Origin of the sequence: Streptomyces sp. NPDC020801, assembly GCF_044334385.1 — a bacterium.
Classification (GTDB): Bacteria; Actinomycetota; Actinomycetes; order Streptomycetales; family Streptomycetaceae; genus Streptomyces.
This window is the reverse complement of sequence record NZ_JBIRST010000003.1, coordinates 325,203-350,933: the sequence shown is the minus strand read 5'-3', so window position 1 is coordinate 350,933 and position 25,731 is coordinate 325,203. Positions and strand designations below refer to the sequence as shown.

Sequence of the window (25,731 nt, the reverse complement as noted above, 5' to 3'; positions counted from 1 at the left end):
GTGACCAGCAGAAGCGGGAAACCGGCCGCCGGTGACAGAGTGGGACGTATGACCTCAGCCCAGGACCCGCAGCCGCCCGTCCCCTACGGCACCCCCGACGCCCCCCGCATCGCCGTCCGCGGCGAAGCCCACCTCGAAGTCGACCCCGAGATAGCCCGCATCGGCATCACCGTCACCGCCCGCGGCAAGGACCGCCGTTCCGCCCTCGACGACCTCACCCGCCGCAACAACGGCGTCATCGACCTCGTCAAAACCTACGGACCGGCCGTCGAACGCCTCGAAACCGGCGCCTTCTCCATCACCCCCGAACTCACCCGGCACGGCCGCGGCGAACGCATCCGCACCTACCAGGGCACCGTCCACCTCACCGCCGAACTCTCCGACTTCACCGCCCTTGGAGAACTCACCACCCGACTGGCCGACTTGGAACTCACCCGGGTGGACGGCCCCTGGTGGTCCCTGCGCCCCGACTCGCCCGCCCACCGGCAGGCCCGCCGGCAGGCCGTGCACGAGGCCGTCCAGCGCGCCAGGGAATACGCCGAAGCACTCGGCAGCACCCTCGCCGCCCTCGTCGAAATCGCCGACATCGGCGCGGAGAACACCCAGCCCTACCCGCCCGCCCCGGGGCGCATGCGATCCATGGCGGCCTACGGAGCGTCGGCACAGGAGGACGCCGCGGCACCCCTGGACCTCGAACCGCAACGGCAGCACGTCTACGCGCAACTCAACGCGCGATTCACCATGGCACCGCCCAAACTGTAATTACGTCAGGTCCGTCAAGATCCGGTGAATACGCCGAATGCTCATCGGAGCACCGCTTCGCACAATTCAACAGTTGTCAATAACCCTTCACCTAAAGGTTGTTGAGTAGTCATCCAGCACCAAGTCTCTACCGACCGGTAAGGCCTAGGCTCACATCATGCGCCGAGCAAAGATCGTTTGTACTCTGGGGCCCGCCACTGACACGTACGACCAGATCAAGGCCCTGGTCGACGCCGGAATGGACGTCGCCCGCTTCAACCTCAGCCACGGCACCCACGCCGAACACGAGGAGCGGTACCAGCGCGTCCGCAAGGCCGCCGACGAGACCGGCCGCAGCGTCGGAATCCTCGCCGACCTTCAAGGCCCGAAGATCCGGCTCGGCCGCTTCCGCGAAGGACCCGTACTCCTTGAACGCGGCGACACCTTCACCATCACCGTCGAAGAAGGCATCGAAGGCGACCGCCACATCTGCGGAACCACCTACGCCGGCCTCGCCGAGGACGTCACCCCAGGCGAACGCATCCTCGTCGACGACGGCAAGGTCGCCCTCGAAGTCACCGCCGTCGACGGCCCCCGCGTACGGACGAGGGTCCGCGAAGGAGGAATGATCTCCGACCACAAGGGCCTCAACCTCCCCGGCGTCGCCGTCTCCGTCCCCGCCCTGTCCAAGAAGGACGAGGACGACCTGCGCTGGGCGCTGCACACCGGCTTCGACATCACCGCACTGTCGTTCGTACGCACCGGCCGCGACGTCCTCGACGTCCACCGCATCATGGACGACGAGGGCCGCCGCCTCCCCGTCATCGCCAAGATCGAGAAACCGCAGGCGGTCGAGGCCATCGACGACATCGTCGCCGCCTTCGACGGCATCATGGTCGCCCGCGGCGACCTCGGCGTCGAGATGCCCCTGGAACACGTCCCCATCGTCCAGAAACGCGCCATCAAACTGGCCAGGCGCAACGCCAAACCGGTGATCGTCGCCACCCAGATGCTCGACTCCATGATCGACAACTCCCGCCCCACCAGGGCCGAGGCGAGCGACGTGGCCAACGCCGTCATCGACGGCACGGACGCGGTGATGCTCTCCGGAGAGACCAGCGTCGGCAAGTACCCGGTCGAAACGGTCCGGACCATGTCCCGCATCGTCGCCGCCGCCGAGGAGGACCTCCTCGCCAAGGGCCTCGCACCCCTCACCGACCGGAACAAGCCCCGCACCCAGGGCGGCGCGGTCGCCCGCGCGGCGGCGGAGATCGGCGACTTCCTCGGCGCCAAGTTCCTGGTCGCCTTCACCCAGTCGGGCGACACCGCCCGGCGCCTCTCCCGCTACCGCTCGCCCATCCCCCTGCTGGCCTTCACCCCGGAACCGGCCACCCGCTCCCAGCTCAGCGCGACCTGGGGCGTGGAGACCTTCCTGGGACCGCGCGTGAACTCGACCGACGCCATGGTCGCCCAGGTCGACGAACTGCTGCTGCGGTACGGCCGCTGCCAGAAGGGCGACGTGGTCGTGATCACTGCGGGCTCCCCGCCCAGCGTCCCGGGCTCGACCAACCTGGTCCGGGTGCACCACATCGGCGAGGACGACATTCCCAAGTAGCGCGACTTCACGTCTCCAGTGCTTGGGGCCGACATGGGCGTCCATCAGGGCCACGGAGGCTTTGCGGGCGATGGAGATGTTGAAGGGATCGCTGCCGCGAGCCAGAGTCGTCCACGTCAATGCAGCCTGCACGCTGCAGGCGGCTCACGCTGGGCCGGGGCAGGACTTTGCGCATGGCGTCTTCGGCGAGTTCGACCAGCCCGGGCCATGAAGCGGTACATGTGACCATGAGGTAGCGCTGCCTCGGCTTGAAGATGATGTAGCCGTCGCCCAGGTATAGACCCAGCAGGTAGGCGTAAGCGGCGAGATCTTCCGGCATATACGTGTGCCGAGGTCGTACATGTGCACACTCTCGGAGAGTGGCAGTGTCGACACGCAGCAAAAAGCGGATGTTCATGAGAACGTGAACATCCGCTTCCAGTGGTGACCTTCGAATTGAAGGAAAAGTGCCCCGGGTGGGATTCGAACCCACGCTGTCGGTGGTTTGAGCACCGTGTCTCTACCGCTGGACTACCGGGGCTTCCTCTAAAACAAAGGCTGGCGGTCACCCGCCGTGCCCCCACCTTACCGCAGCTAGGTACGCTCTTGGGAGCACTACCTGCCCCGCCCCGGAACAAGGAGCGCCCCCGTGACCGCCGAGTCGCCCCAGCCCGTAGACGTGCCCGACGACGACAAGTCGCACGTGCCTCCCCTGACGACCCGTGTCGTCATCGCGGAGGACGAGGCGCTGATCCGGCTGGATCTCAAAGAGATGCTGGAGGAGGAGGGGTACTCCGTCGTCGGTGAGGCCGGGGACGGTGAGCAGGCCGTGGAGCTGGCTCGGGAGCACAGGCCCGACCTGGTGATTCTCGATGTGAAGATGCCGAAGCTGGACGGTATCTCGGCGGCGGAGAAGATCGCCGAGGAGCGGATCGCCCCGGTTCTCATGCTCACCGCGTTCTCGCAGCGCGATCTGGTCGAGCGGGCCCGGGACGCCGGGGCGATGGCGTATCTCGTGAAGCCGTTCAGCAAGAGTGACGTCGTGCCCGCGATCGAAATGGCCGTTTCGCGGTTCACGGAGCTGAAGGAGCTGGAGAGGGAGGTCGCGGACCTCACACAGCGGCTGGAGACCCGGAAGCTGGTGGATCGTGCGAAGTCGATCCTGCAGACGGAGTACGGGCTGACGGAGCCGGCCGCGTTCCGCTGGATCCAGAAGACGTCGATGGACCGTCGTATGTCGATGCAGCAGGTCGCGGAGGCGGTCATTCAGGACAGCGACGAGAAGAAGGCCGCGAAGGGTGGCGCGAAGTCCGACAAGGACTGAGTGGCTGAATGGCTGCCTGAGTCTCCGAGTCCCGGAGTGTCAGGGTTTCCGGGTTTCCGGGTTTTTGAGCTTTCGAGACTTGTCTTCGGGCATGACTGGGCCCGCGTCCCCCGAGGGGCGCGGGCCCTGTCGTGTTCCGGGGAGGGGTCTAGTCCTCGCCGAGGTATGCCTTCCGTACGGACTCGTCGTGCAGCAGGTCCTGTCCGGTGCCGGAGAGGACGATGTTGCCGACCTCCATGACGTGTCCGTGGTCGGCGAGTGAGAGCGCCGCCTGGGCGTTCTGTTCGACGAGCAGGATCGTCGTGCCCTGGGACTTGAGTTCCGCGATGGTGGCCATGATCTTCTGCATCATGATCGGGGAGAGGCCCATCGAGGGCTCGTCGAGCATGAGGAGTTTGGGCCGGGACATGAGGGCGCGGCCCATGGCGAGCATCTGCTGTTCGCCGCCGGAGAGGGTGCCCGCCGCCTGCTTCCTGCGCTCCCCGAGGATGGGGAAGAGGTCGTAGGCGCGCTGGATGTCCTTTTCGATGCCTTCGCGGTCCTTGCGGAGGAAGGCGCCGAGGCGGAGGTTGTCCTCGATGGTCATGCGGGGGAAGATGTGCCGCCCCTCGGGGGAGTGGGCGAGGCCGAGGGAGACGATCTCGTGGGCGGGGACCTTCTTGAGGGATTTGCCGTTGAACTTCATCTGGCCGCCGACGGGCTTGAGGAGGCCGGAGAGGGTTCGCAGGGTGGTGGTCTTGCCGGCGCCGTTGGTGCCGATGAGGGTGACGACTTCGCCGGCGTCGACCTTGAAGGAGATGCCTTTGACGGCTTCGATCTTGCCGTAGGCGACGCGGAGGTCCTCGACTTCGAGCAGTGCGGTCATCGGTCGTTCTCCTTGCCGGGCGCGGCGTCCGTCGTGGTGTCGGCGTGGGCCTCGGCGTTTTCGACTTCGGCGGCTTCTTCGTCGCCGGGGGCGCCTTCGAAGGGTTCGCCGAGGTAGGCGGCGATGACGCGTTCGTCACCCTGGACGGTGGCGCTGTCGCCTTCGATGAGTTTCTCGCCTTGGACGAGGACGGCCACGCGGTCGCAGAGGTTGAAGATGAACCGCATGTCGTGCTCGATGACGAGGACGGCGATGCCCATGTCGCGGATGGCGAAGACGAGTTCCTCGGTGGCGCGGGTCTCCTGGGGGTTCATGCCGGCGGTGGGCTCGTCCAGGAGGAGCAGGCCGGGTTCGCTGGCGAGGGCGCGGGCGATTTCGAGCTTGCGCTGTTCGCCGTAGGGGAGGTTGCGGGAGAGGTGTTCGGCCTTGGCGGCGAGGCCGACGAACTCGAGGAGTTCCATGGCTCGTGCCCGGGAGGCTGATTCGGCCTTGTGGAAGCCGGGGCCGCGCAGGACGGCGGACCAGAAGCCTTCCTTGGTGCGGGTGTGGCGGCCGACGAGGACGTTTTCCAGGACCGTCATGTTGGAGAACAGGCGGATGTTCTGGAAGGTGCGGGCGATGCCGGCCGCGGTGACCTTGAAGGACTTGGGCGGCAGGACGTTGCCTTTGTAGCGGACCTCTCCTTCGGTGGGGATGTAGAGGCCGGTGAGGCAGTTGAAGAAGGTGGTCTTGCCGGCGCCGTTGGGGCCGATGAGTCCGACGATCTCGCCGCTGTTGACGGTGAGGTTGACGTCGCGTACGGCGGTGAGGCCGCCGAAGCGCATGGTGACGCCGCGTGCGTCGAGGACGGTCTGGCCGGGGGCGCCGGCGGCGGGTGCGGTGTCCTTGGTGGTGGTGTCGGTGGTCATGGTGGTCACGCCCCTGTCTCGCTGAGGACCGTGGGCGCTTCGGCCTCTTCGTGGAATTCGAGCTGACGGCGCCGGTTGGGGATGAGGCCCTCCGGGCGGAACCGCATCAGCAGGATGAGCGCGACACCGAAGGCGAAGAGCTGGTAGTCGCCGAGGAACTGGAGCTTGTTGGGGATGAGGAAGAGCAGTGCGGCGCCGATGAGGGGGCCTGCGATGGTGCCCATGCCGCCGAGGACGACTGCGGCGAGCAGGAAGGCGGAGTTGGGCGGGATGGGTCCGGCGAAGAGGTACTGCTCGGGGGTGACGGTGTAGGTCACGTGTGCCTGGACGGTGCCGGCGAGGCCGGCGAGGGAGGCGCCGACGGCGAAGGCGATGAGCTTGACCCGGAAGCCGTTGATGCCCATGGCGAGGGCGGCGGTCTCGTCCTCGCGGATGGCGACCCAGGCGCGGCCGATGCGTGAGTTGCCGCTGCGTCGGAAGACGAGGACGACGACGGCGGTGATGATCAGCATCAGGAAGAAGTAGTTGGCGAAGCGTCCGATGGAGAATCCGGCGATGTCGTGCTGGGCGCCGAAGTCGAACCCGAGGATGTCGAGGTTCGGGATGGAGGCGATGCCGTTGGAGCCGTTGGTGAGGTCGGGTCCGGAGGTGCCGTCGAGGTTGTTGGCGGTGATGCGGAAGATCTCTCCGAAGCCGAGGGTGACGATGGCGAGGTAGTCGCCGCGCAGTCGGAGGGTGGGGGCGCCGATGAGAACGCCGAAGACGAGCGAGGCGAGGGCGCCGATGAGGACGGCGGCCCAGAAGGGGAAGTGGACGTGGAACGGCGAGTTGGGGGAGCCGGAGACGAGTGAGGCGGCGTAGGCGCCGACGCCGAGGAAGGCGACGTAGCCGAGGTCGAGCAGTCCGGCGAGGCCGACGACGATGTTCAGGCCCAGGGCGACGGTGGCGAAGATGAGGATGTAGACGCCGAGGGTGGCGTACTGGTCGTCGGTCTGGGTGAAGGGGAAGAGTGCTGCCGCGATGAAGGCGCCGAAGACGGTGGTGCTCTGGTGCCGGGCGGTGATCTGGGAGGCGTGGGCGATGAGGCCGGCCTTGTTGAGGGCGGCGAAGCCGAGGCCGGCGAGGATGAGGAAGCCGACGAAGAGTTCGTCGTATTCGGTGCCGATGCCGTAGGTGAAGACGGTGAGGCCGAGCGCGAGGACGGCGACGATGATGAGGATTTCGGCGTACGAGGGGAGCTTGCCGACGGGTCGTGGGCTGGAGGAGGCGAAGGTGGCCTTGGTGGTGCTCCAGCCGTGGGCGAGGCGGTGCCGGAGGCGTTCGGCGCCGGTGGCCTCGGGGTCGATCGGGTCGGGCTCGGGCCGTTCGAAGGGCAGTGCGAGGGCGCCGATGAGGGTGGCGAGGCTGGTGAGGGCGACGATGTAGCCGCCGGGTTCGAGGTTGACCAGGCCGCCGAGTTCGACGCTGATGGCGAGGACGGTGTACCAGGTGGTGGCGAAGGTGGCGAGGGCGGCGAGTTTGATGGCCGCGTCGGCGCCGGCGGGGGTGAGCCAGTGCAGGCCCTTGACGCCGTAGGAGGCGAGGGCGAGGAGGGTGGTGAGGGTGGCGCCGATCAGGACGAGGACCTGCAGGCCGCCCGGGTAGCCGTAGACGGTGAGGTCGCCGGGGAATGCGGCGGTCCAGGTCCAGGCGAGGAAGGTGGCGACGATGGTGAGCACGCTGCCGCCGGTGGCGAGGGCGCGGCCGATGTGCGCGGGGATGCCGAACAGGCCGGAGGGCGCCGCGCCGGTGGTGGGGGCGCTCGGGGTTTCGGGTGCGGTGGTCTGTGTGGTCATCGGTGTCACGCCCTGTCCGCCACGCGCTCGCCGAGCAGGCCCTGTGGCCTGAACAGGAGCACGAGGATGAGGAGTACGAACGCCCAGACGTCTGCCCAGGACTGGCTGCCGAACTTCTCCATCCCGGGGAGGTCGGCGATGTAGGCGGTGGCCAGGGTTTCGGCGATGCCGAGGACGACGCCGCCGATCATGGCTCCGTAGATGTTGCCGATGCCGCCGAGGACGGCCGCGGTGAAGGCCTTGAGGCCGAGGATGAAGCCCATGCGGAAGTCGATCTGGCCGTACTTGAGGCCGTAGGCGACACCGCCGACGGCGGCGAAGGCTGCGCCGAGGGCGAAGGCGACCACGATGATGCGGTCGGTGTTGATGCCCATGAGCTTGGCGGTGTCGGGGTCCTGGGCGGTGGCCTGCATGCCGCGTCCGGTGCGGGTCTTCATGACGAAGTAGGCGAGGACGGCCATGCTGATGGGGGCGGCGATGAGGAGGAAGATGTCGCCGGTCTGGATGGTGACGTTGCCCAGGTGGAAGGGGCCGCCGGGGATCTGCGGGAAGGTGCGGGCGGACTTGGCTTCGGGGTACCAGGCCCAGACCGCCTGCTGCAGCGCGAGGGAGAGTCCGATGGCGGTGATGAGTGGCGCGAGGCGCGGGGCGGTGCGCAGTGGCCGGTAGGCGAACCGTTCCGCCCCCATGGCGACGAGGACGGCGACGATGATGGCGCCGATCAGCATGAGGGGGAGGGCAACCCACATGGAGGTGCCGTCGGGCAGGACGTACACGTAGATCGTGAGGGCGCCGAAGGCGCCGGTCATGAAGATCTCGCCGTGTGCGAAGTTGATGAGCTGGACGATGCCGTAGACCATTGTGTAGCCGATGGCGACCAGCCCGTACATGGATCCTAGTAGCAGGCCGTTGACCAGCTGCTGCGGCAGTTCGTTCACCGCATGTCCTCCGAGACTTTCGGATGTTCGACGGATGTGACCGGATGCGAGTCCGCGCGGGGCGCCTGTGGAACAGCGCCCCGCGCGGCTGTTGGTTGGTGCGGGAGGGGTCAGCCGGTGTAGGTACCGGACTTCTTGGCCGCCCAGGCACCGCTCTTCACGGCGTACACGGTGAGCTGCTTGTTGGTGGCGTCACCGAACTCGTCGAAGGAGACCTTGCCGGTCACACCGTCGAAGGAGACGTTCTGCATGGCCGCGGTGACCTTGGCGCGGGCGTCGGAGGGGAGCTTGCCGCCGTTGTCGTCGACGACCTTCTTGACGGCCTCGATGATCGCCCAGGTGGAGTCGTAGGAGTAACCGCCGTAGGCCGCGTACTCCTCCTTGTAGCCGGCCGCCTTGTAGTCGGCGACGAACTGCTTGGCGGAGGGCAGGGTCTCGACCGGGGCGCCGACGGAGGTGGCGAGGTCGCCGGTGGAGTCGCTGCCGGCGAGCTTGATGAAGGTCGGGTCGTAGATGCCGTCGCCGCCGACCAGCGGGATCTTGGCGCCGGCGGCCTTGATCTGCTTGCTGAGCGGGCCGGCCTGGGGGTACTCGCCGCCGTAGTAGACGACGTCGGCGCCGGAGTCCTTCACCTTGGTGGCGACCGCGGAGAAGTCCTTGGTGTCGGGGTTGATGTGCTCGGTGCCGACGATCTTGCCGCCGAGCTTCTTGAACTCGTCGGTGAAGGTGCCGGCGAGGCCCGCGCCGTAGGTCTTCTTGTCGTCGATGACGAAGACCTTCTTCTTCTTGGCGTCGTTGTAGAGGTACTGCGCGGCGAACGGGCCCTGGATGGCGTCCGTGGTCGCGGTGCGGAAGTACGACTTGAACTGGCGGACCTTCTTGGTCTGCCAGTCGGGTCCCTGGGTGAGGGCGGGGCCGGTGTTGGCGGGGGAGACCTCGACGAGTTTGGCGTCGTCGAAGACCTTCTGCATGGACTCGGCGACGGAGGAGTTGAGCGGGCCGACGACGCCGAGGACGTCCTTGTCGGCGACGAGGGCGGTGGCGTTCTGCTGGCCCGAGGAGGGCTGCGCCTGGTCGTCGCGGGCCTCGATCTTGAAGGTGATGCCCTTGACGTAGTTCTTCTTGTTGGCGTTCTTGGCGGCGAGGTCGGCCGAGTTCTTGATGCCCAGGCCGAGCGCGGACAGGTCGCCGGTCAGCGGGGCGTCGACGCCGATGGTCACTGTGGTGCCACCGTTGCCGGAGTCCGAGCCCTTGTCGCCGCCACGTGAACCGCAGGCGGTGAGGGTGAGTGCTCCCGCCGCCAGCGCGGCGGTGATGGCGATGAGCGAACGTTGACGCACGATCAGTCCTTTCCCTGGCACGGCCCTCCCCGCTGGAAGTGGCCGAGTCGAGCGCTGGGCCGAAGTGACTTTCCGACCGCGCGGTGACTGGCGGTGACTCTAGGCGTGTGCAGGGAACGTGGAGGAGGGTCTGACCAAGGCTGTGACTCTCTTGTTATGACACGACGTAATGCAGAGCGGTACTGGAAGGGTGGATCAGTGGAATTCAGGCCGATTCGCCCTGTCCGCATATTGAGAACCTGCAGGACGCGCGGAGCTGTGTTCAGGAGTCTCGGCTGTTTTGCTGATTACCGAAAGCTGTTGCCGCAGGCGACCTGCAGGGCGTCGGACAGGGCGTGTGCATAGCGTGTCCCGAGGATGAAACTGTGAACTTCGATCGCGCGCGCATTACGCAGAGTTACGTCCAGGAAAGGCAGTCCGGCGTTCTCCGGCACTTTTCCGCATTCCGTCACATGCATGGTGATGACGATCTTCCGGGCGGAGCCCGCGGCGGTCCGGAAAGGTGCCGGGGGCGCCGAGGTCAGCGTCAGGCCGGCGTAGGGCTGGCTGATCCGGGTGACCGTGACCGGCGGCCCGGTCTGCACGCTCACCAGCACCGCGAGGCTGAAGCTCCTGGGTGCGGCATGGCGGGGTGTGGTCGCCGGGTCCAGGTAGGTGACGTCCACCGCTTGGGAGGGGAACGGCGGTGCGGGGGGCGGCGGTTGGTGCTGCCGGGTGGCGTAGAGGTAACCGCCGCCCGCGAGCAGGAGGGTGGCGGCCGCGGTGATGAGGGCGGCGCGGCGGTGCCGGTCGTAGAGCCGGGCGAGCCGCCCGGGGCGGGGGCCGGGCAGGAGCGGTTCGGCGGGGTCCGGGGTGTCCCACGCGCGTGTGCCCTCGCCCGGCTCGACGGGTCCGACGCCGCTCAACTCCACGGCCCCTTGCCCGGTCCGCCGCCGCGGTACCAGGCGGCGCAGCCCTCCCGGGCCCGGCGGTCGATCAACTCGTCCGCCGCTCGGGCGCCTTGGCGCTTCTTCGCGGCCCGTGCGTCGTCCACGACCTTGCGCAGGATCTCGTACTGCCCGTTCGACAGCCCCATCGACTGGTAGTCCCCGTAGGTGTCGCCGTCGAGCACCTTGCGTGACCAGTGGGCGACGAGGCGGGCGCACAGTTCCGTCTCGGGCGTGGCCCGCGGCGGCACCGTGGGTGAGGCACTGGGCCCGGTGCCCGTCGCGTCGCCGCAGCCGGCCGTCAGCGCGCCCGCCAGGAGCACCGGTCCGAGCCAGGATTTCAGCGCCCGCGCCCCCGGCAGCGGGGCTCTCTGCGTTGCCATGCCATGACGCTAGGACGTGGGGTGCCCGGGCGGCAACGGCGCTGCGGGCGCCGGTAAGCGGCTCAGCCGGCCGCGGGCACCCGGTCGCCGTCGCCGGGCCTCACGTCGCGCAGCAGGCAGGTCAGCCGGGCGCTGCACACCCGCCTGCCCTCCTCGTCGCTGATCACGATCTCGTACGTCGCCGTCGAGCGTCCCCGGTGGAGGGGGGTGGCCACTCCGGTGACCAGGCCGGAGCGGGCCCCGCGGTGGTGCGTGCAGTTCAGGTCCACGCCGACGGCGATCTTCGAGCTGCCACCGTGCAGCATGGAGCCGACGGAGCCGAGGGTCTCGGCGAGCACGGCGGAGGCGCCGCCGTGCAGCAGCCCGTAGGGCTGGGTGTTGCCCTCCACCGGCATGGTGCCGACGACGCGCTCGGCGGACGCCTCGACGATCTGCACGCCCATCCGGGTGCCGAGGTGTCCGGCGGAGAACAGGGCGGGCAGGTCGACGCCGAGCGTGGCGTACTCGTCGATGACCTCCTGCGGAAACTTCACGTGCTGCTGCTCGCCCATGGGGTCCGGCTCCGTTCGTCCTCGATCGGCCTGGTGCTTTCCTGAGCAAACGCTCAGTCGGTCGCCGATTGTTCCAGACGCACCACCACGGACTTGCTGGCCGGGGTGTTGCTGGTGTCCGCGGTGGCGTCCAGCGGTACCAGAACGTTCGTCTCCGGGTAGTACGAGGCCGCGCACCCCCGGGCCGTCGGATAGTGCACGACCCGGAAGCCCGGCGCCCGCCGTTCCACCCCGTCCTTCCACTCGCCGACCAGATCGACGTACGACCCGTCGGCGATCTCGAGCCTGCGCGCGTCCTCGGGGTTGACCAGCACCACCCGCCGGCCGTTCCTGATTCCCCGGTAGCGGTCGTCGAGGCCGTAGATCGTGGTGTTGTACTGGTCGTGCGAGCGCAGCGTCTGCAGCAGCAGCCGGCCCTCGGGCAGCTCGGGGTACTCCACGGGCGCGGCGGTGAAGTTGGCCTTGCCGGTGGCGGTCGGGAAGCGGCGCTCGTCGCGCGGGGCGTGGGGCAGCGCGAAGCCGCCGGGGCGGGCCACGCGCGCGTTGAAGTCCTCGAAGCCGGGGACCACGCGCGCGATCCGGTCGCGGATCGTGGCGTAGTCCTTCTCGAACTCCTCCCACGGCACCACGCTGTCCTCGCCCAGCACCCGGCGTGCCAGCGCGCACACGATGGCCGGCTCGGACCTCAGGTGCGCCCCGGCGGGCTCCAGCCGGCCCCTGGAGGCGTGCACCATGCCCATGGAGTCCTCGACGGTGACGAACTGCTCGCCGCTGCCCTGAAGATCACGTTCGGTGCGGCCGAGGGTGGGCAGGATCAGGGCACGCGCGCCCGTGACGACGTGCGAGCGGTTGAGCTTGGTCGACACGTGCACGGTCAGCCTCGCCCGGCGCATGGCCGCCTCGGTCACCTCGGTGTCGGGGGAGGCCGAGACGAAGTTGCCGCCCATGGCGAAGAAGACCTTCGCCTCGCCGTCGCGCAGGGCGCGGATGGCCCGGACGACGTCGTAGCCGTGCGCGCGCGGCGGGGCGAAGCCGAACTCCTTCTCCAGGGCGTCCAGGAAGGCCGGGGCGGGCCGCTCGAAGATGCCCATGGTGCGGTCGCCCTGCACATTGGAGTGGCCGCGCACCGGGCACACGCCGGCGCCAGGTCGGCCGATGTTGCCGCGCAGCAGCAGGAAGTTGACCACCTCGCGGATGGTGGGCACGGAGTGCTTGTGCTGGGTCAGGCCCATCGCCCAGCACACGATGGTGCGCCGGGAGGCCAGGACCATCTCCAGTGCGCGGTCGATGTCCGTGCGCTCCAGGCCGGTCGCGGTGAGCGTCTCGTCCCAGTCGGCGGCCCGGGCGGCCGCCGCGAACTCCTCGTAGCCATGGGTGTGTTCGCGGACGAAGTCCTCGTCGACCGCCCCCTCGGTCTGCAGGATCAGCTTGTTGAGGAGGCGGAAGAGGGCCTGGTCGCCGCCGATGCGGATCTGCAGGAACAGGTCGGTGAGCGCGGCGCCGGACGTCAGGCCCTTGGGGGTCTGCGGGTTCTTGAAGCGCTCCAGGCCGGCCTCGGGCAGCGGATTGACGCTGATGATCTTCGCGCCGCCCGCCTTCGCCTGCTCCAGGGCGGCGAGCATACGGGGGTGGTTCGTGCCCGGGTTCTGACCGGCCACGATGATCAGGTCGGCCTGGTGGAGGTCCTCCAGCAGGACGCTGCCCTTGCCGATGCCGATGGTCTCCGACAGGGCCGAGCCGGAGGACTCGTGGCACATGTTGGAGCAGTCGGGCAGGTTGTTGGTGCCGAGCTCCCGCGCGAACAGCTGATAGAGGAAGGCCGCCTCGTTGCTGGTGCGGCCGGAGGTGTAGAAGACGGCCTCGTCGGGGGAGGAGAGCGCGGCGATCTCCTCGGCGACGATGCCGAAGGCGCGCTCCCAGGTGATGGGCTCGTAGTGATCGGCGCCCTCGGGCAGGTACATGGGGTGGGTGAGCCGCCCCTGCTGGCCCAGCCAGTAACCACTGCGGGTCGCGAGGTCGGCCACCGAGTGCGCGGCGAAGAACTCCGGGGTGACCCGGCGCAGGGTGGCCTCCTCGGCGACCGCCTTCGCGCCGTTCTCGCAGAACTCCGCCCTGTGCCGGTGCTCCGGCTCCGGCCAGGCGCAGCCCGGGCAGTCGAAGCCGTCCTTCTGGTTGACCCGCAGCAGGGTAAGGGCGGTGCGCTTGACCCCCATCTGCTGCTGGGCGATGCGCAGCGTGTGCCCGATGGCCGGCAACCCCGCCGCCGCGTGCTTCGGCTCGGCGACCTGCGGCGCGTCCTGAACCGGGTCGCCCTTGGGCGGCTTCGTGGCCATCGCACGGTCCCTTCGACTGCGTGTGTGCTGCGGGTGTGGTGTGTATGTGCTGAATGTGCTGTATGTGCGGTGTGTGCGCGGAGGCGTGTTGCCCGGGGTCGCGCGGACCCCCCGACGCCATCCGATCCTCGCACGGGACAGTGACAATGATCCCGGCCGGGGCCGGGGACGGGGACGGGGCCGGGGACGGGGACGGGGACGGGGACAGGGAAGGGGCGGGAGTGAAGGTTGCGCGCGGCCCCACTCGCGCATCGCACGTGCTCCGCCCGCGGCCCGCTTCCCGCCCATGGCGCCGCCACCGGTGCCGGACCGACCTCGCACCCGGCTGTCAGTGGCACGTGGCAGGATCGGGGGCGTGGCAGAGACAGCATCGAAGAAGACCGACACCGCCCCCGGCGGTACCCGTCCGCGGCTCATGCTCATGGACGGGCACTCGCTGGCCTACCGCGCGTTCTTCGCGCTGCCCGCGGAGAACTTCACCACCGCGACGGGCCAGCCGACCAACGCGATCTACGGCTTCGCGTCGATGCTGGCCAACACCCTGCGTGACGAGGCGCCCACGCACTTCGCGGTCGCCTTCGACGTCTCCCGCAAGACCTGGCGCTCGGCGGAGTTCACCGAGTACAAGGCGAACCGCTCCAAGACCCCTGACGAGTTCAAGGGCCAGGTCGAGCTGATCGGCGAGCTGCTGGACGCCATGCACGCCCAGCGCTTCGCGGTCGAGGGTTACGAGGCGGACGACGTCATCGCCACCCTCGCCACCGAGGCCGAGGCCGAGGGCTTCGAGGTGCTGATCGTCACCGGCGACCGCGACTCCTTCCAGCTCGTCTCCGAGCACACGACGGTGCTGTATCCCACGAAGGGCGTCTCCGAGCTGACCCGGTTCACCCCGGAGAAGGTCGTCGAGAAGTACGGGTTGACGCCGGCCCAGTACCCGGACTTCGCCGCGCTGCGCGGCGACCCGTCCGACAACCTGCCGGGCATCCCGGGCGTCGGCGAGAAGACGGCCGCGAAGTGGATCAACCAGTTCGGTTCCTTCGCGGAGCTCGCCGAGCGTGTCGAGGAGGTCAAGGGCAAGGCCGGGCAGAACCTGCGCGACCACCTCGAGGCCGTCAAGCTCAACCGCAGGCTCACCGAGCTGGAGCGCGGCGTGGAGCTGCCGAAGGCGGTCGCCGATCTCGCCCGGGCACCGTACGACCGCAAGGCCGTCGCGATGGTCCTTGACACCCTGGAGATCCGCAACCCGTCGCTGCGCGAGCGGCTGTTCGCCGTCGACCCGGGCGCCGAGGAGGCCGAGACGACGCCGATCGCCGCGGACGGCGTGGAGCTGGACGGCACCGTGCTCGGCACCGGCGAGCTGGCCGGCTGGCTCGACGCGCACGGCACGGAGGTCCTCGGTGTCGCCACGGTCGACGCCTGGGCGCTGGGCGCGGGCTCCGTCGCCGAGGTCGCGCTCGCCGCGTCCGGCGGCGCGGCCGCCTGGTTCGACCCGTCCCAGCTGGACGAGGCCGACGAGCGGGCGTTCGCCGGCTGGCTGGCCGACGCCGGCCGGCCCAAGGTCTTCCACAACGCCAAGGGCGCCATGCGGGTCTTCGCGGAGCACGGCTGGCGCGTCGAGGGTGTGCGCATGGACACCGCGCTCGCCGCCTACCTGGTCAAGCCCGGCCGCCGCTCCTTCGCCCTGGACGCGCTGTCCCTGGAGTACCTGCACCGGGAGCTGGCCCCCGCCGCTCAGGCCGACGGCCAGCTGGCCTTCGGCGCGGACGACGGCGCCGAGGCCGAGGCCCTGATGATCCAGGCCCGCGCGATCCTCGACCTCGGCGCGGCCTTCGAGGGCCGCCTTCAGGAGGTCGGCGCGGCGGACCTGCTGCGCGATGTGGAGCTGCCCACCTCCGCGCTGCTTGCCCGCATGGAGCGGCACGGCATCGCCGCGGACCGCGCCCACCTCGAAGCCATGGAACAGATGTTCGCGGGCGCGGTGCAGCAGGCCGTGAAGGAGGCGCACGCGGCGGCCGGGCACGAGTTCAACCTCGGCTCGCCCAAGCAGCTCCAGGAGGTCCTCTTCGGCGAGCTCGCCCTGCCCAGGACGAAGAAGACCAAGACGGGCTACACGACCGACGCCGACGCCCTGGCATGGCTGGCCACCCAGACGGACAACGAACTGCCGGTGATCATGCTCCGCCACCGCGAGCAGGCCAAGCTCCGTGTCACCGTCGAGGGCCTGATCAAGACGATCGCGGCGGACGGCCGCATCCACACCACTTTCAACCAGACGGTCGCCGCGACCGGCCGGCTTTCCTCCACCGACCCGAACCTGCAGAACATCCCCGTGCGCACCGACGAGGGCCGGGCTATCCGCCGCGGCTTCGTGGTCGGCGAGGGCTTCGAGTCGCTGATGACGGCCGACTACAGCCAGATCGAACTGCGCGTGATGGCCCACCTCTCCGAGGACGCGGGGCTGATCGAGGCGTTCACCTCCGGCGAGGACCTGCACACCACGGCCGCCTCCCAGGTCTTCGCGGTCGAGCGCTCGGCGGTCGACGCGGAGATGCGCCGCAAGATCAAGGCCATGTCCTACGGCCTGGCGTACGGGCTTTCGGCCTTCGGCCTCTCCCAGCAGCTGAACATCGAGGCGGCCGAGGCCCGCGCCCTGATGGACGCCTACTTCGAGCGCTTCGGCGGCGTGCGGGACTATCTGCGCCGGGTGGTCGACGAGGCGCGGGCGACCGGCTACACGGAGACCCTCCTCGGCCGCCGCCGCTACCTGCCGGACCTGAACAGCGACAACCGCCAGCGCCGCGAGATGGCAGAGCGGATGGCCCTCAACGCGCCGATCCAGGGCACGGCGGCCGACATCGTCAAGATCGCCATGCTGAATGTGGACCGGGCGCTGCGCGAGGCCGGCCTCACCTCCCGGATGCTCCTCCAGGTCCACGACGAAATCGTCCTGGAGATCGCCCCCGGCGAACGCGCGGCCGCGGAGGAGATCGTCCGCCGTGAGATGTCCGGCGCGGTGCGGCTCAGGGCCCCGCTGGACGTCTCCGTGGGCGTGGGCCCGGACTGGGAGTCGGCGGCGCACTAGAGTCCCTGGCCCGCGGTGGCGCCGTGGTGCCGCCGCGGGCCTGAGGTGTGGAGCCGCGGGCCTGAGGTGTGGAGCCGCGGGCCTGAGGTGTGGAGCCGCGGGCCTGAGGTGTGGAGCCGCGGGCCTGAGGCGGGGAGGTGGGGAGCTCCGGCCGGCATCGGTCGTCGCGAGAGCTCTCCACCGCGTGGCGGGCGCGCCGGGGACGGGGGCGGGCGCGGGGTCGTGGCGCCCGGGGTTCCCACCGCTGGGGTGTCCCCGCCACTCATGTCCGCCGTCACTCACGTGGCCCCCGCAGAAACGCACCCGACACCCCCGCCCGCCAAGATGCGGGCATGGGTATACGCATGCTGAACCACCGGCCGGCGGTCCACCGGACAGCTGTCGACGTGGCCCCCGCCGCGTCGTTGCCGCCGGTCCCGGCCTTCTCGGCCGGCGCAAGCACCGCCCGCATCCCCACCGGCCTAGCGACCCCCCTGCGCCGTGCCGCGACCGACCTTGGCCACCGGCTCGCCCCCGTCGCGGTGGGCGGTCCCGGGGACACACCCCCCTGGCGCCCGTGGACCGACGTGGCCCGCGGTTACCTCGCGCTTCTCCTCGCCCGGCTCCCACGGCCGGGCCCGGTGCGCACCGTCACCGTCTTCGTCGCCACCGCGACCACTGTCAGCGACCGGCCGGGCGGCCCGCCTCCACACCGGCCCCATCGGCGCCGTCAGGGCCCACCACCCCGGCAGGACGGCTAGCCGCCCCGGCAGCACGGCCCGTCACCCCGGCAGAACCGCCGTCCCCGCCGGAACCCGCCACCCCGCCGGAACCCGCCACCCCGCCGGAACCCGCCACCCCGCCGGAACCCGCCACCCCGGCGGAGCCGCCGGACCGGCCAGAAATGTCCGTTCGGCCGGACCCACCGTTGCGCCCAGGGCCTTCCGGCCGGCCAGAGCCGCCGGACCGCCCGGCATCACCAGCGTCGCCGGCCACCGCCGTCACCCCGGCGCCTCCGTCAGCAACCCGAGCCGCCCGCCACGCCCTGACCCCCGCGGCGTACATCGGCAGTCCCACCACCAGCCCGGAGCCCGCACCGAAGCACAGCGTCGGCACCAGATCCCAGAAGCCGGCCCGGGGCCCACGCACGGCGGCCCAGTCGTGAGCGGTCCGCTGCACGGCACCGGCCGCCGCGCAGCCGGCGATCACCGCCGCCGCCCACCACCGGTCCCGTACCGACAACGCGGCAACCCCCGCGGGAACTCCCGTGGGGCCGGCCGCCGGCGCGGTCGCAGCCCGCCGCAGCGCGTGGACCAGGAACCCGGCGATCACCACGGCCGCCACCGCCGAACTGCCGTACTGCAGGTACCAGTAGACCGGCACGCCCGCCAGTTGCCGCCCCAGCACCGGGAACAGCCGCATCCCCCACCGGCCCGGGTGGGTGAAGGCGTCCCACACCACATGCGTCAGCGCGCCCAGCGCCGCGGAGACGTACCACCACAGCACGAGGTGCCACCACGGCGGTGCGGACGGCCGCACCCGCGCGCGTGGGGCCCCGCACCGCGACAGCGCGGCCACAGGCCCCTGACGGGATCGCGGCAGCAGCGCCACGAGCGGCTCGCGGACCAGCAGCCACAGCCCCACCAGCGCCCAGGCGACGAGCACATCGAGGGTGAAGACCCCGGGAAAGGAGTGCGTGACCACGCCGAACTCCATCCCGCCGGGCACTGCGCCCGCCGCGTAATAGGTCATGTCGGGGGAGAACGAGCCCGCCACGAGCACCGCCGGCACCAGCCGGCCCCGCCCCGAGCCGTCCCCGCGCACCGCGGGCAGCACGGCCGCCGCATGACTGAGAGTGAACGGCAACGGGAGTCCTCCTGAGGGCTGTTGACCGGCACGCCGACCCTGGTGATCACCGGTGTCCAGTATGGGGGACACGTCCGTGCGGCATTCCGTACAACAGCACATGGACAAGCGGTGAAAATCGGGCACGAACAGGTCCCGGCACAAAGGAAGTTGTCGTAGTGTCACCTGGGTCGCACAACCGAACGGCTCCACGAGGGCAACCAGTACCACGGGTCAACCGTCACAACAGGGCGAACAGACAGACACAGACGGACGCTCGGGCGTCCACGGGAGGGGTTCACTCTATGGCGGCGCATTTCGGCAGGAGGCTGCGCAAGGGGGCGGCAACCACGGCCGTGGCCGCGGCGGCGGTCGCGGCCCTGTCCGCCTCCCAGGCTCCGGACGCAGCGGTCGACGACCACGGCAGACAGGCCGCCGCCGCCGGCGCGACGAGCGCTCCCGACGTGACCGCCGACGGCAGCGCGACCGGCAACTCGCCGTACTACACCGACCTGCCGCCGCTGCACAGCCCCAGCCCGGCGCCCACCATCGGTACGCCCGCATCCCGGGGCCCGTCCGAGGCGGGCATCCCCGCCACCGTGCTCGACGCCTACAAGAAGGCCGAGGCCGAGCTGCACGAGTCCAAGCCGGGCTGCAACCTGCCCTGGCAGCTGCTCGCCGCCATCGGCAAGGTCGAGTCCGGGCAGGCCCGCGGCGGCCGCGTCGACGCCGACGGCACCACGCTCTCGCCGATCCTCGGCCCGGTCCTCGACGGCAACGGCTTCGCCCACATCGGCGACACCGACCACGGCGCCTACGACGGCGACAGCAGATACGACCGCGCGGTCGGCCCCATGCAGTTCATACCCTCCACCTGGGCCTGGGCCGGCCGCGACGGCAACGCCGACGGCAAGAAGGACCCCAACAACGTCTACGACGCCGCCCTCGCCGCCGGCCACTACCTGTGCCGCAACGGCTGGGACCTGTCCGCCGACGCCGACGTCCGGCGGGCGATCCTCAGCTACAACGACTCGCAGGACTATCTGAACACCGTCCTGATGTGGCTGGAGTACTACCGCAACGGCACCCACTCGGTGCCGGACGGCACCGGCACGCTGCCCTCCGGCCGCAGCGACTCCACGACCGGCCGCGGCCCCGGGCCCTCGCCGTCGCAGCCGTCCACGCCGAGGACGGGCCCCGGGCCGGGCAGGAGCGGCAGGCCGGGCGGCAGCCACGACAGCCCGAGCCCGAGCCCGCACCCGTCGGCCCCGGGCAAGCCCGGCACGCCCAGCACCCCCGGCACGCCCAGCACCCCGGGCAAGCCCCCTTCCACACCTCCCACCCGCACCGACACCGTGGACCACCTCAAGGACGCGGACACCGGCAGGCTGACCGCCATGGCCGGCGACGCGTTCACCGAGAGGATCGGTACCCGCGCCGAGACCAAGGCCGGCAAGCCGGTCGCCAAGGTCAGGGTCCGGTTCATGGTCGTCGGCGACACCGACGCCACCTTCACCGGCGGCGAGAAGGTCGCCACGGTCGTCACCGACAGCTCGGGCACGGCCGTCGCGCCCGCGCTCCAGGCGGGCGAGAAGACGGGCGACTTCACCGTCCGCGCCCTGGTCGTGGGCCGTACGATCACCGCCCTCGACTACACCGCCACCGTCACCGAGCGCGCCGCCGACACCCTCACCCGCACCAGCGACACCCCGCTGACCTGCACCCCGGGCGGCGAGTTCGCCGACCAGGTCGAGGTCAGGGCCACCTACAAGGGCGCCGTCGCGGACAAGGTCGCGACCACCGCCACCCTCGTCAAGTCGGCCGACGACCCCAGCGAGAACGACAAGGGCCCCTACTTCAAGGACGCCGACGGCAAGCCCGTCCGCACCCTGAAGGACCTCCGGACGGACGCCAAGGGCCTGCTGAAGCTGCCGAAGCTGTACGCGGACGACGCCACCGGCACCTTCCTGCTGCGGATCACGTCCACCGGCGGCGCCACCCTGACCGTGGAGCTGAAGGTGGCGGCGGCCGACACCCCGGCCAGTCCGTCCCCCAGCCCCAGCGCCTCCTCGTAGTACCGGCACCACCAGGGCGCCCCTTCGCCGTCGCCGGCGCGGGGGCGCCCTCGTGCGTGCGTGCGACGTGTTCTCATCTGGCCCGCCCGTTGCTACCGTGCGGAAACTGACGAAGCATCAGTTCTCGCTGCCGTCACGTCCGCCGGGAGGCCCGTATGCGCGCCCTGATCGCCGCCGCGACCGGTCTCGCCGTCGCGCTCGCCCTGGTGCTGACGATCACCGCCGTGGGCGCGCCGGAGGGCAGCACGTCCCCCAAGCCGCTGCTGACGACGGTGCCCGCACACCCCTGAGCCGCGCCCGTCCGGGAGGGAGGCCGAGATGCGCCGCAAGGCCAGTCTGTTCCTGCTCGCCTTCGCCGTGTTCTTCGCGGCGCTGTCCCCGCTGCTGCGCTGGTACGCCTTCCCGCGCCTGGCCAAGGTGCCCGCGAACGAGTACCAGGACATGGTCCTGCAGGCGCGGAACGCCACCCTCCTCGACTACGGCACCATGAAGGCCCGCACCGTCCCCGAGGTCACCATCGTGCAGACCCTCAAGGGCGATGTGGAGGCCTCGAGGCGGATCGAGCGGACGGCGGGCCGGGACGTGGTCGTCTGGGACGGCCTGTCCTACGTCCAGGGCCCCGACGGCAAGATGGTCTCCAGGATCCCCGAGCGGTACATCTTCGACGCCCACACCCAGGAACCGGTGCACGCCACCGGCGAGATGGTCGACGGCGACCCGGTGCGCCGGCAGGGCATCGAGTTCAAGTGGCCCTTCCTGACGCAGAAGCGGGACTACGAGTACTTCGACGCCCAGGCGCGCGTCACCGCCCCCATCCACTACAGGGGCACCCGGAACTTCCGCGGGCTGAGCGTCTACTACTTCGAGCAGACCATCCCCTGGACCAGGGTGCCCTTCCCGAGGACCATGCCCGTCCAGGGCATCACCCCCGAGTCGGTCGCCCGGACGGGCACCACCCGCTGGTACACCACGGTGCGCAGGTTCTGGGTCGAGCCCGTCACCGGCGCCCCCGTCTACGGCGAGGAGATCCACCAGGAGGAGCTGCGCGGGGGCACCCTGCTCGGCGGCCGGGACAAGGTGACCGCGTTCGCCGGGCACGTGCAGATGCGCGAGGACTACATCCGGCACACGGTGAACCTGGTCAAGTCCCAGCGCCGGCTGGTGCTGCTGCTGACCTCGTACCTGCCGTGGGGCTTCCTGGCCCTGGGCCTGTCGCTGCTGGCGCTCTCCCTCTGCCTGGAGGCGCGCGCGAGGCGCCCGGCCGGCCCGGTGCCTGAGCCGACCACGGACATCGAACCGGTCGGTGCCTGAGCCGACCACGGACATCGAACCGGTCAGCGCCTGAGCCGGGTGCCGGTGTGCCGGGTCGGCTCCGCGGTCGCCGGGTCCTCGGGCCAGGGATGCCTGGGGTACCGCCCGCGCAGCTCCGCCCGCACGCCCCGGTAGCCGTCCCGCCAGAACGAGGCGAGGTCGGCCGTGACGGCGGCCGGCCGCCCGGCGGGCGAGAGCAGGTGCACCACGACCCGGACCCCGGCGACCAAGGGCGACTTCTCCAGCCCGAACATCTCCTGCAACTTCACCGCGAGCACAGGCCGCTCGGGGTCCGCGTAGTCGATCCGGATCCGGGAGCCGCTGGGCACCGTGATCCGCTCCGGGGCGAGCTCGTCCAGGTGCGCGGCGTCACCGGAGGCCCAGGGCAGCAGCCGGGCCAGTGCCTGTCCGGCGTCGATCCGCGCCAGGTCCCCGCGCCGCCGGGCGCGCCCGAGCTCCGGCTCCAGCCACTCCTCCACGCGCGCGTGCAGCGCGTCGTCGCACATGTCGGGCCAGGGCTCGCCGAGTTGCCGGCGCAGGAACGCGAGCCGCTGCCGCAGCACCCCGGCCTCCGGCGTCCACCGCAGCAGCCCGAACCCCTCCCGCCGCAGCCCGTCCAGGAGCGCCTCGCGTACGAGAGCGGGGTCGGCGTCGGTCAGCGGCCGCGCCGCGAGCTCGATCGCGCCGAGCCGCTCCACCCGCCGCGCAAGGACGTCCCCGTCCGCCCAGCGGACCTCGTCCCGCTCCTCGCGCAACGCGCCGGCCGCCTGCCGGGCGGCCTCTTCGTCGATCGCCGCGCCGAGCTGCACGCGCGCGTGCCGCCTGCCCACGGGCCGGTCGGCCGCGGCGACGGCGATCCAGGGCGAGCCGCGCAGCGAGGACCCCTCGGAAAGCTCGGCGCGGGTACCGGAGGCCATGAGGTACGACCCGCCGTCGAGTCCGGCGACCCGCTCGGGGAAGGCCAGAGCGGCAACGAGCCCGACGACGCCGTCCTCCCGCGCGCCCGTCCGGCGCTCGGTACGGGGTCCCACCCCGGCGTCCACCGGGGAACGGGAGTCACGCGCGGGCGGATGGGAAACGTCCGTGGCGGCGGCCCGCAGCCGCCGTACCTCCGCGCGCCACCGCGCCGCATAGGCGTCACCCCCACGCCGGGCACCCCGCAAGGCGGCGGCGAGATCATCGCCGTACTCCCGCGGCACCTCCTCACTGAGCAGCGCGACGACCTCCGCGACGCGCTCCACGCCCGCCGACGGCGCCGCGTCGAGCAGCGCACGCCCCAGCCGGGGATGCAGCCCCAGCCGCGCCAGCCGCAGTCCCCGCTGCGTGGCCCGCCCGAGGGCGTCCACGGCGCCCACGGCCGTCAGCACCTCCCGCGCCGCCGCCATCGCACCGCCCGGCGGAGGGTCCAGCAGCGCCAGCCCGGAGGCCTCCGGATCGCCCCAGCAGGCCGCCTGAAGGGCGAACGCCGTCAGGTCGGCCACCTTGATCTCCGGCGCCGGGAACCGTGGCAGACGCGCGTCCTCCGCCTCCGCCCAGCACCGGTACACCGCGCCCGGCGCCTCACGCCCGGCGCGCCCGGCCCGCTGCCGCCCGGCCGCCTGCGAGGCCCGTACCGTCGTCAGCGCGCTCAACCCGCGCGCGTGGTCCACGCGCGGCTCCCGCGCGAGCCCCGCATCGACCACCACCCGCACCCCGGGCACCGTCAGCGAGGACTCGGCCACGGCGGTCGCGAGGACCACCCGGCGCCGCCGCCCGGGCGTCAGCGCCGCGTCCTGCACGGCCGCCGGCGCCCGGCCGTGCACCTGAAGCACTTCTACGTCGCCGAGCTCACCCAGCTGTCCCGCGACACGCCCGATCTCGCCCACGCCCGGCAGGAAGCACAGCACGTCCCCCGGCCGCTCGGCGAGCGCCCGGCGCACCACGGACGCCACGTGCGTCAGCAGCGCGGGGTCCACCCGCATCCCGTGCGGCGGCCGTACGGGACGCGCGGGCGGTGCCCACACGACCTCCACCGGATGCGACACGCCCTCGGCCTCGACCACCGGGGCGCCGCCCAGCAGCCGGGCCCACCCCTTGGCGTCCGTGGTCGCCGACGCGGCCACCAGCCGCAGCTCCGGCCGCAGCGTCCCGCGCACGTCCCACAGGAACGCCGCCGCCGTGTCGGCGTCCAGATGCCGCTCGTGGCACTCGTCGAGCACCACCACGTCGACCCCCGCCAGCTCCTGGTCGCGCTGCAGCCGCTGCAGCAGCACACCGGTCGTGACGACCTCCACGCGCGCGTGGTGCCCGACGACCCGTTCCCCGCGCACGGTGTAGCCGACGCTCCGGCCGGCCGTCTCGCCCAGCAGCCACGCCATCCGCCGCGCGGCCGCCCGCGCCGCGATCCGCCGCGGCTCCGCCACGACGACCCGACGCGCCGGTCCCTCGCCCAGCAGCCCGGCCAGGGCCAGGGGCACCAGCGTCGTCTTGCCGGTGCCGGGCGGCGCCACCAGGACGGCGGTTCCGTGCCCCTCCAGGGCGTCCTCCAGGGCGGGCAGGGCGCCGTTCACCGGCAGTGCTTCCAGGGCGTCGTAACGGATCACGCACTCAGTCCCGTACGCAGACGAAGATCGCCGTCCCGGGGATCAGGCTGCCGCGCAGCGGTGACCAGCCGCCCCACTCGGAGGTGTTCCAGGCCGGCCACTCCGGCTCGACCAGGTCCACCAGGCGGAAGCCCGCCGCCACGACGTCCCGGACCCGGTCGCCGATGGTGCGATGGTGCTCCACGTACACCGCGCGGCCGTCCTCGTCCTGCTCCACGTACGGCGTCCGGTCGAAGTACGACCCGGAGACGCTCAGCCCCTCCGGCCCGGGCTCGTCGGGAAACGCCCAGCGGACCGGATGCGTCACCGAGAAGACGAACCGCCCGCCCGGCCGCAGTACCCGGTGCACCTCGCGCAGCACCAGCCGCGGATCGGCGACGAACGGCAGTGCCCCGTACGCCGAGCACGCCAGGTCGAAGGAGCCGTCCGCGAAGGGCAGCGCGCCGGCGTCGGCGCACACCAGCGGGAACGATCCGCCGATGCGCAGCGCGTGCTGGAGCTGGCGGTGGGAGAGATCCAGGGCGACCGGGCGCGCGCCCTGGGCGGCCAGCCAGCGCGAGCACTGCGCCGCGCCGGCGCCGATCTCCAGGACGTCCCTGCCCTTCAGCTCCTCCGGCGGGCCGAGCAGCTCCGCCTCCATCTCGTCCAGGCCCTCGGGGCACCAGACGAAGCGGTCGTCGCCGAGGAACGTGCCGTGCTCGATCTGGTACTCGTCCGCGTTGCGGTCCCACCAGCCCCGGTTGGCCCGGGCGCTCTCCGCGACACCGGCCGCGCGCCGGGTGGCTTCCGGTTCGAACGGTTCGGGCTCTTGGATGATCGGCTCCCTCGTCGTACTCTTCCGTCCAACCCGCATCGGTGGTGTCACCACCGACGCGTCCCGGGGTCGGCATGGCCTCGGGAGACAGGTTTTGTGCCGGGTATGGGGCGATCCGCCCCGGGTGGGCGGCTTCGCGCATTGACCCTGTCCGGCTGCCCCCGTATGCTACAAGTTGCGCTGCGGGCCTGCGCACCTCAGACGTAGCAGGCTGCGCTCGCATCTGTTGTATGTCCCCTCGGTTGTCGAGGCGCCACCGGGCACCTGTGTGCTCATCATGTGGCGCTTCCTTGGCTGTCCGGCTT

The 25,731-nt window shown here is 71.0% G+C and carries 18 protein-coding genes, 1 tRNA gene and 1 pseudogene; 7 read left to right on the top strand and 13 right to left on the bottom strand.

Annotation, left to right across the window (positions count from 1 at the left end; translation table 11 throughout):
- Nucleotides 1–48 precede the first annotated feature (48 nt).
- Together ACH4UM_RS09000 and pyk are read left to right on the top strand one after the other, a co-directional pair.
- Nucleotides 49–762, top strand: coding sequence for an SIMPL domain-containing protein (locus ACH4UM_RS09000; protein ID WP_398175609.1), 714 nt, complete (start codon nucleotides 49–51; stop codon nucleotides 760–762).
- Nucleotides 763–919: 157 nt separating this feature from the next.
- Complete coding sequence (gene pyk, locus ACH4UM_RS08995) at nucleotides 920–2,356, top strand: pyruvate kinase (RefSeq protein ID WP_398175607.1); 1,437 nt, start codon at nucleotides 920–922, stop codon at nucleotides 2,354–2,356.
- 447 nt (nucleotides 2,357–2,803) lie between these two features.
- Here the strand turns inward: pyk and ACH4UM_RS08990 are convergent.
- Nucleotides 2,804–2,876 (bottom strand) — tRNA-Leu (locus ACH4UM_RS08990).
- 108 nt (nucleotides 2,877–2,984) lie between these two features.
- On the opposite strand from ACH4UM_RS08990, the gene ACH4UM_RS08985 reads away from it, so the two are divergent.
- The gene (locus tag ACH4UM_RS08985) at nucleotides 2,985–3,659 is read left to right on the top strand and encodes an ANTAR domain-containing response regulator (RefSeq protein ID WP_398175605.1); all 675 of its coding nucleotides are present in this window, start codon (nucleotides 2,985–2,987) and stop codon (nucleotides 3,657–3,659) included.
- A 148-nt stretch (nucleotides 3,660–3,807) separates the two neighbouring features.
- Here the strand turns inward: ACH4UM_RS08985 and ACH4UM_RS08980 are convergent, their stop codons facing one another.
- The 9 genes from ACH4UM_RS08980 to ACH4UM_RS08940 all read right to left on the bottom strand — a co-directional run bounded on the left by ACH4UM_RS08980 (nucleotide 3,808) and on the right by ACH4UM_RS08940 (nucleotide 13,738).
- Complete coding sequence (locus tag ACH4UM_RS08980) at nucleotides 3,808–4,524, bottom strand: ABC transporter ATP-binding protein (RefSeq protein ID WP_398175603.1); 717 nt, start codon at nucleotides 4,522–4,524, stop codon at nucleotides 3,808–3,810.
- A complete protein-coding gene (locus ACH4UM_RS08975; protein ID WP_398175601.1) occupies nucleotides 4,521–5,432 on the bottom strand; it encodes an ABC transporter ATP-binding protein in 912 nt (303 codons plus the stop codon). The genes ACH4UM_RS08980 and ACH4UM_RS08975 overlap by 4 nt, the downstream gene beginning before the upstream one ends.
- Nucleotides 5,433–5,437: 5 nt before the next feature.
- Nucleotides 5,438–7,267, bottom strand: a complete 1,830-nt coding sequence (locus ACH4UM_RS08970; protein ID WP_398175599.1) for a branched-chain amino acid ABC transporter permease — start codon at nucleotides 7,265–7,267, stop codon at nucleotides 5,438–5,440.
- Nucleotides 7,268–7,272: 5 nt separating this feature from the next.
- The gene (locus ACH4UM_RS08965) at nucleotides 7,273–8,205 is read right to left on the bottom strand and encodes a branched-chain amino acid ABC transporter permease (RefSeq protein WP_398175597.1); all 933 of its coding nucleotides are present in this window, start codon (nucleotides 8,203–8,205) and stop codon (nucleotides 7,273–7,275) included.
- A 110-nt stretch (nucleotides 8,206–8,315) separates the two neighbouring features.
- Nucleotides 8,316–9,545, bottom strand: coding sequence for a branched-chain amino acid ABC transporter substrate-binding protein (locus ACH4UM_RS08960; RefSeq protein WP_398175595.1), 1,230 nt, complete (start codon nucleotides 9,543–9,545; stop codon nucleotides 8,316–8,318).
- A 287-nt stretch (nucleotides 9,546–9,832) separates the two neighbouring features.
- Nucleotides 9,833–10,450, bottom strand: a complete 618-nt coding sequence (locus ACH4UM_RS08955) for a Tat pathway signal sequence domain protein (RefSeq protein ID WP_398175593.1) — start codon at nucleotides 10,448–10,450, stop codon at nucleotides 9,833–9,835.
- Nucleotides 10,447–10,854 carry a hypothetical protein gene (locus ACH4UM_RS08950; RefSeq protein ID WP_398175591.1) on the bottom strand — a complete coding sequence of 136 codons (408 nt, stop codon included), beginning with the start codon at nucleotides 10,852–10,854 and terminating at the stop codon, nucleotides 10,447–10,449. Before ACH4UM_RS08950 ends, ACH4UM_RS08955 begins: the two co-directional genes overlap by 4 nt.
- A 62-nt stretch (nucleotides 10,855–10,916) precedes the next feature.
- The gene (locus tag ACH4UM_RS08945; protein WP_398175589.1) at nucleotides 10,917–11,405 is read right to left on the bottom strand and encodes a PaaI family thioesterase; all 489 of its coding nucleotides are present in this window, start codon (nucleotides 11,403–11,405) and stop codon (nucleotides 10,917–10,919) included.
- Between the two features lie 53 nt (nucleotides 11,406–11,458).
- Nucleotides 11,459–13,738 (bottom strand): FdhF/YdeP family oxidoreductase, encoded by a 2,280-nt coding sequence (locus ACH4UM_RS08940; RefSeq protein ID WP_398175587.1) that lies wholly within the window; start codon nucleotides 13,736–13,738, stop codon nucleotides 11,459–11,461.
- Nucleotides 13,739–14,093: 355 nt separating this feature from the next.
- Here ACH4UM_RS08940 and polA point away from each other — a divergent pair, with 355 nt between their 5' ends.
- Nucleotides 14,094–16,820 carry a DNA polymerase I gene (gene polA / locus ACH4UM_RS08935; protein WP_398175585.1) on the top strand — a complete coding sequence of 909 codons (2,727 nt, stop codon included), beginning with the start codon at nucleotides 14,094–14,096 and terminating at the stop codon, nucleotides 16,818–16,820.
- Nucleotides 16,821–17,804: 984 nt separating this feature from the next.
- Here the strand turns inward: polA and ACH4UM_RS08930 are convergent.
- A pseudogene (locus ACH4UM_RS08930) lies at nucleotides 17,805–18,665 on the bottom strand (DUF4184 family protein); the annotation flags it as partial.
- 284 nt (nucleotides 18,666–18,949) lie between these two features.
- On the opposite strand from ACH4UM_RS08930, the gene ACH4UM_RS08925 reads away from it, so the two are divergent.
- The 3 genes from ACH4UM_RS08925 (at nucleotide 18,950) to ACH4UM_RS08915 (ending at nucleotide 22,030) form a co-directional block, all read left to right on the top strand.
- Complete coding sequence (locus tag ACH4UM_RS08925; protein ID WP_398175583.1) at nucleotides 18,950–20,719, top strand: lytic transglycosylase domain-containing protein; 1,770 nt, start codon at nucleotides 18,950–18,952, stop codon at nucleotides 20,717–20,719.
- Nucleotides 20,720–20,874: 155 nt separating this feature from the next.
- The gene (locus ACH4UM_RS08920) at nucleotides 20,875–21,009 is read left to right on the top strand and encodes an SPW_0924 family protein (RefSeq protein ID WP_398175581.1); all 135 of its coding nucleotides are present in this window, start codon (nucleotides 20,875–20,877) and stop codon (nucleotides 21,007–21,009) included.
- Nucleotides 21,010–21,037: 28 nt separating this feature from the next.
- Nucleotides 21,038–22,030 (top strand): DUF3068 domain-containing protein, encoded by a 993-nt coding sequence (locus ACH4UM_RS08915; RefSeq protein ID WP_398175579.1) that lies wholly within the window; start codon nucleotides 21,038–21,040, stop codon nucleotides 22,028–22,030.
- A 23-nt stretch (nucleotides 22,031–22,053) separates the two neighbouring features.
- Here the strand turns inward: ACH4UM_RS08915 and hrpB are convergent, their stop codons facing one another.
- Nucleotides 22,054–24,612, bottom strand: coding sequence for an ATP-dependent helicase HrpB (gene hrpB, locus ACH4UM_RS08910; protein ID WP_398175577.1), 2,559 nt, complete (start codon nucleotides 24,610–24,612; stop codon nucleotides 22,054–22,056).
- Nucleotides 24,613–24,616: 4 nt separating this feature from the next.
- Entirely contained in the window at nucleotides 24,617–25,465 is an 849-nt protein-coding gene (locus tag ACH4UM_RS08905; RefSeq protein ID WP_398175575.1) for a class I SAM-dependent methyltransferase, read from the bottom strand.
- Between the last annotated feature and the right edge of the window lie 266 nt (nucleotides 25,466–25,731).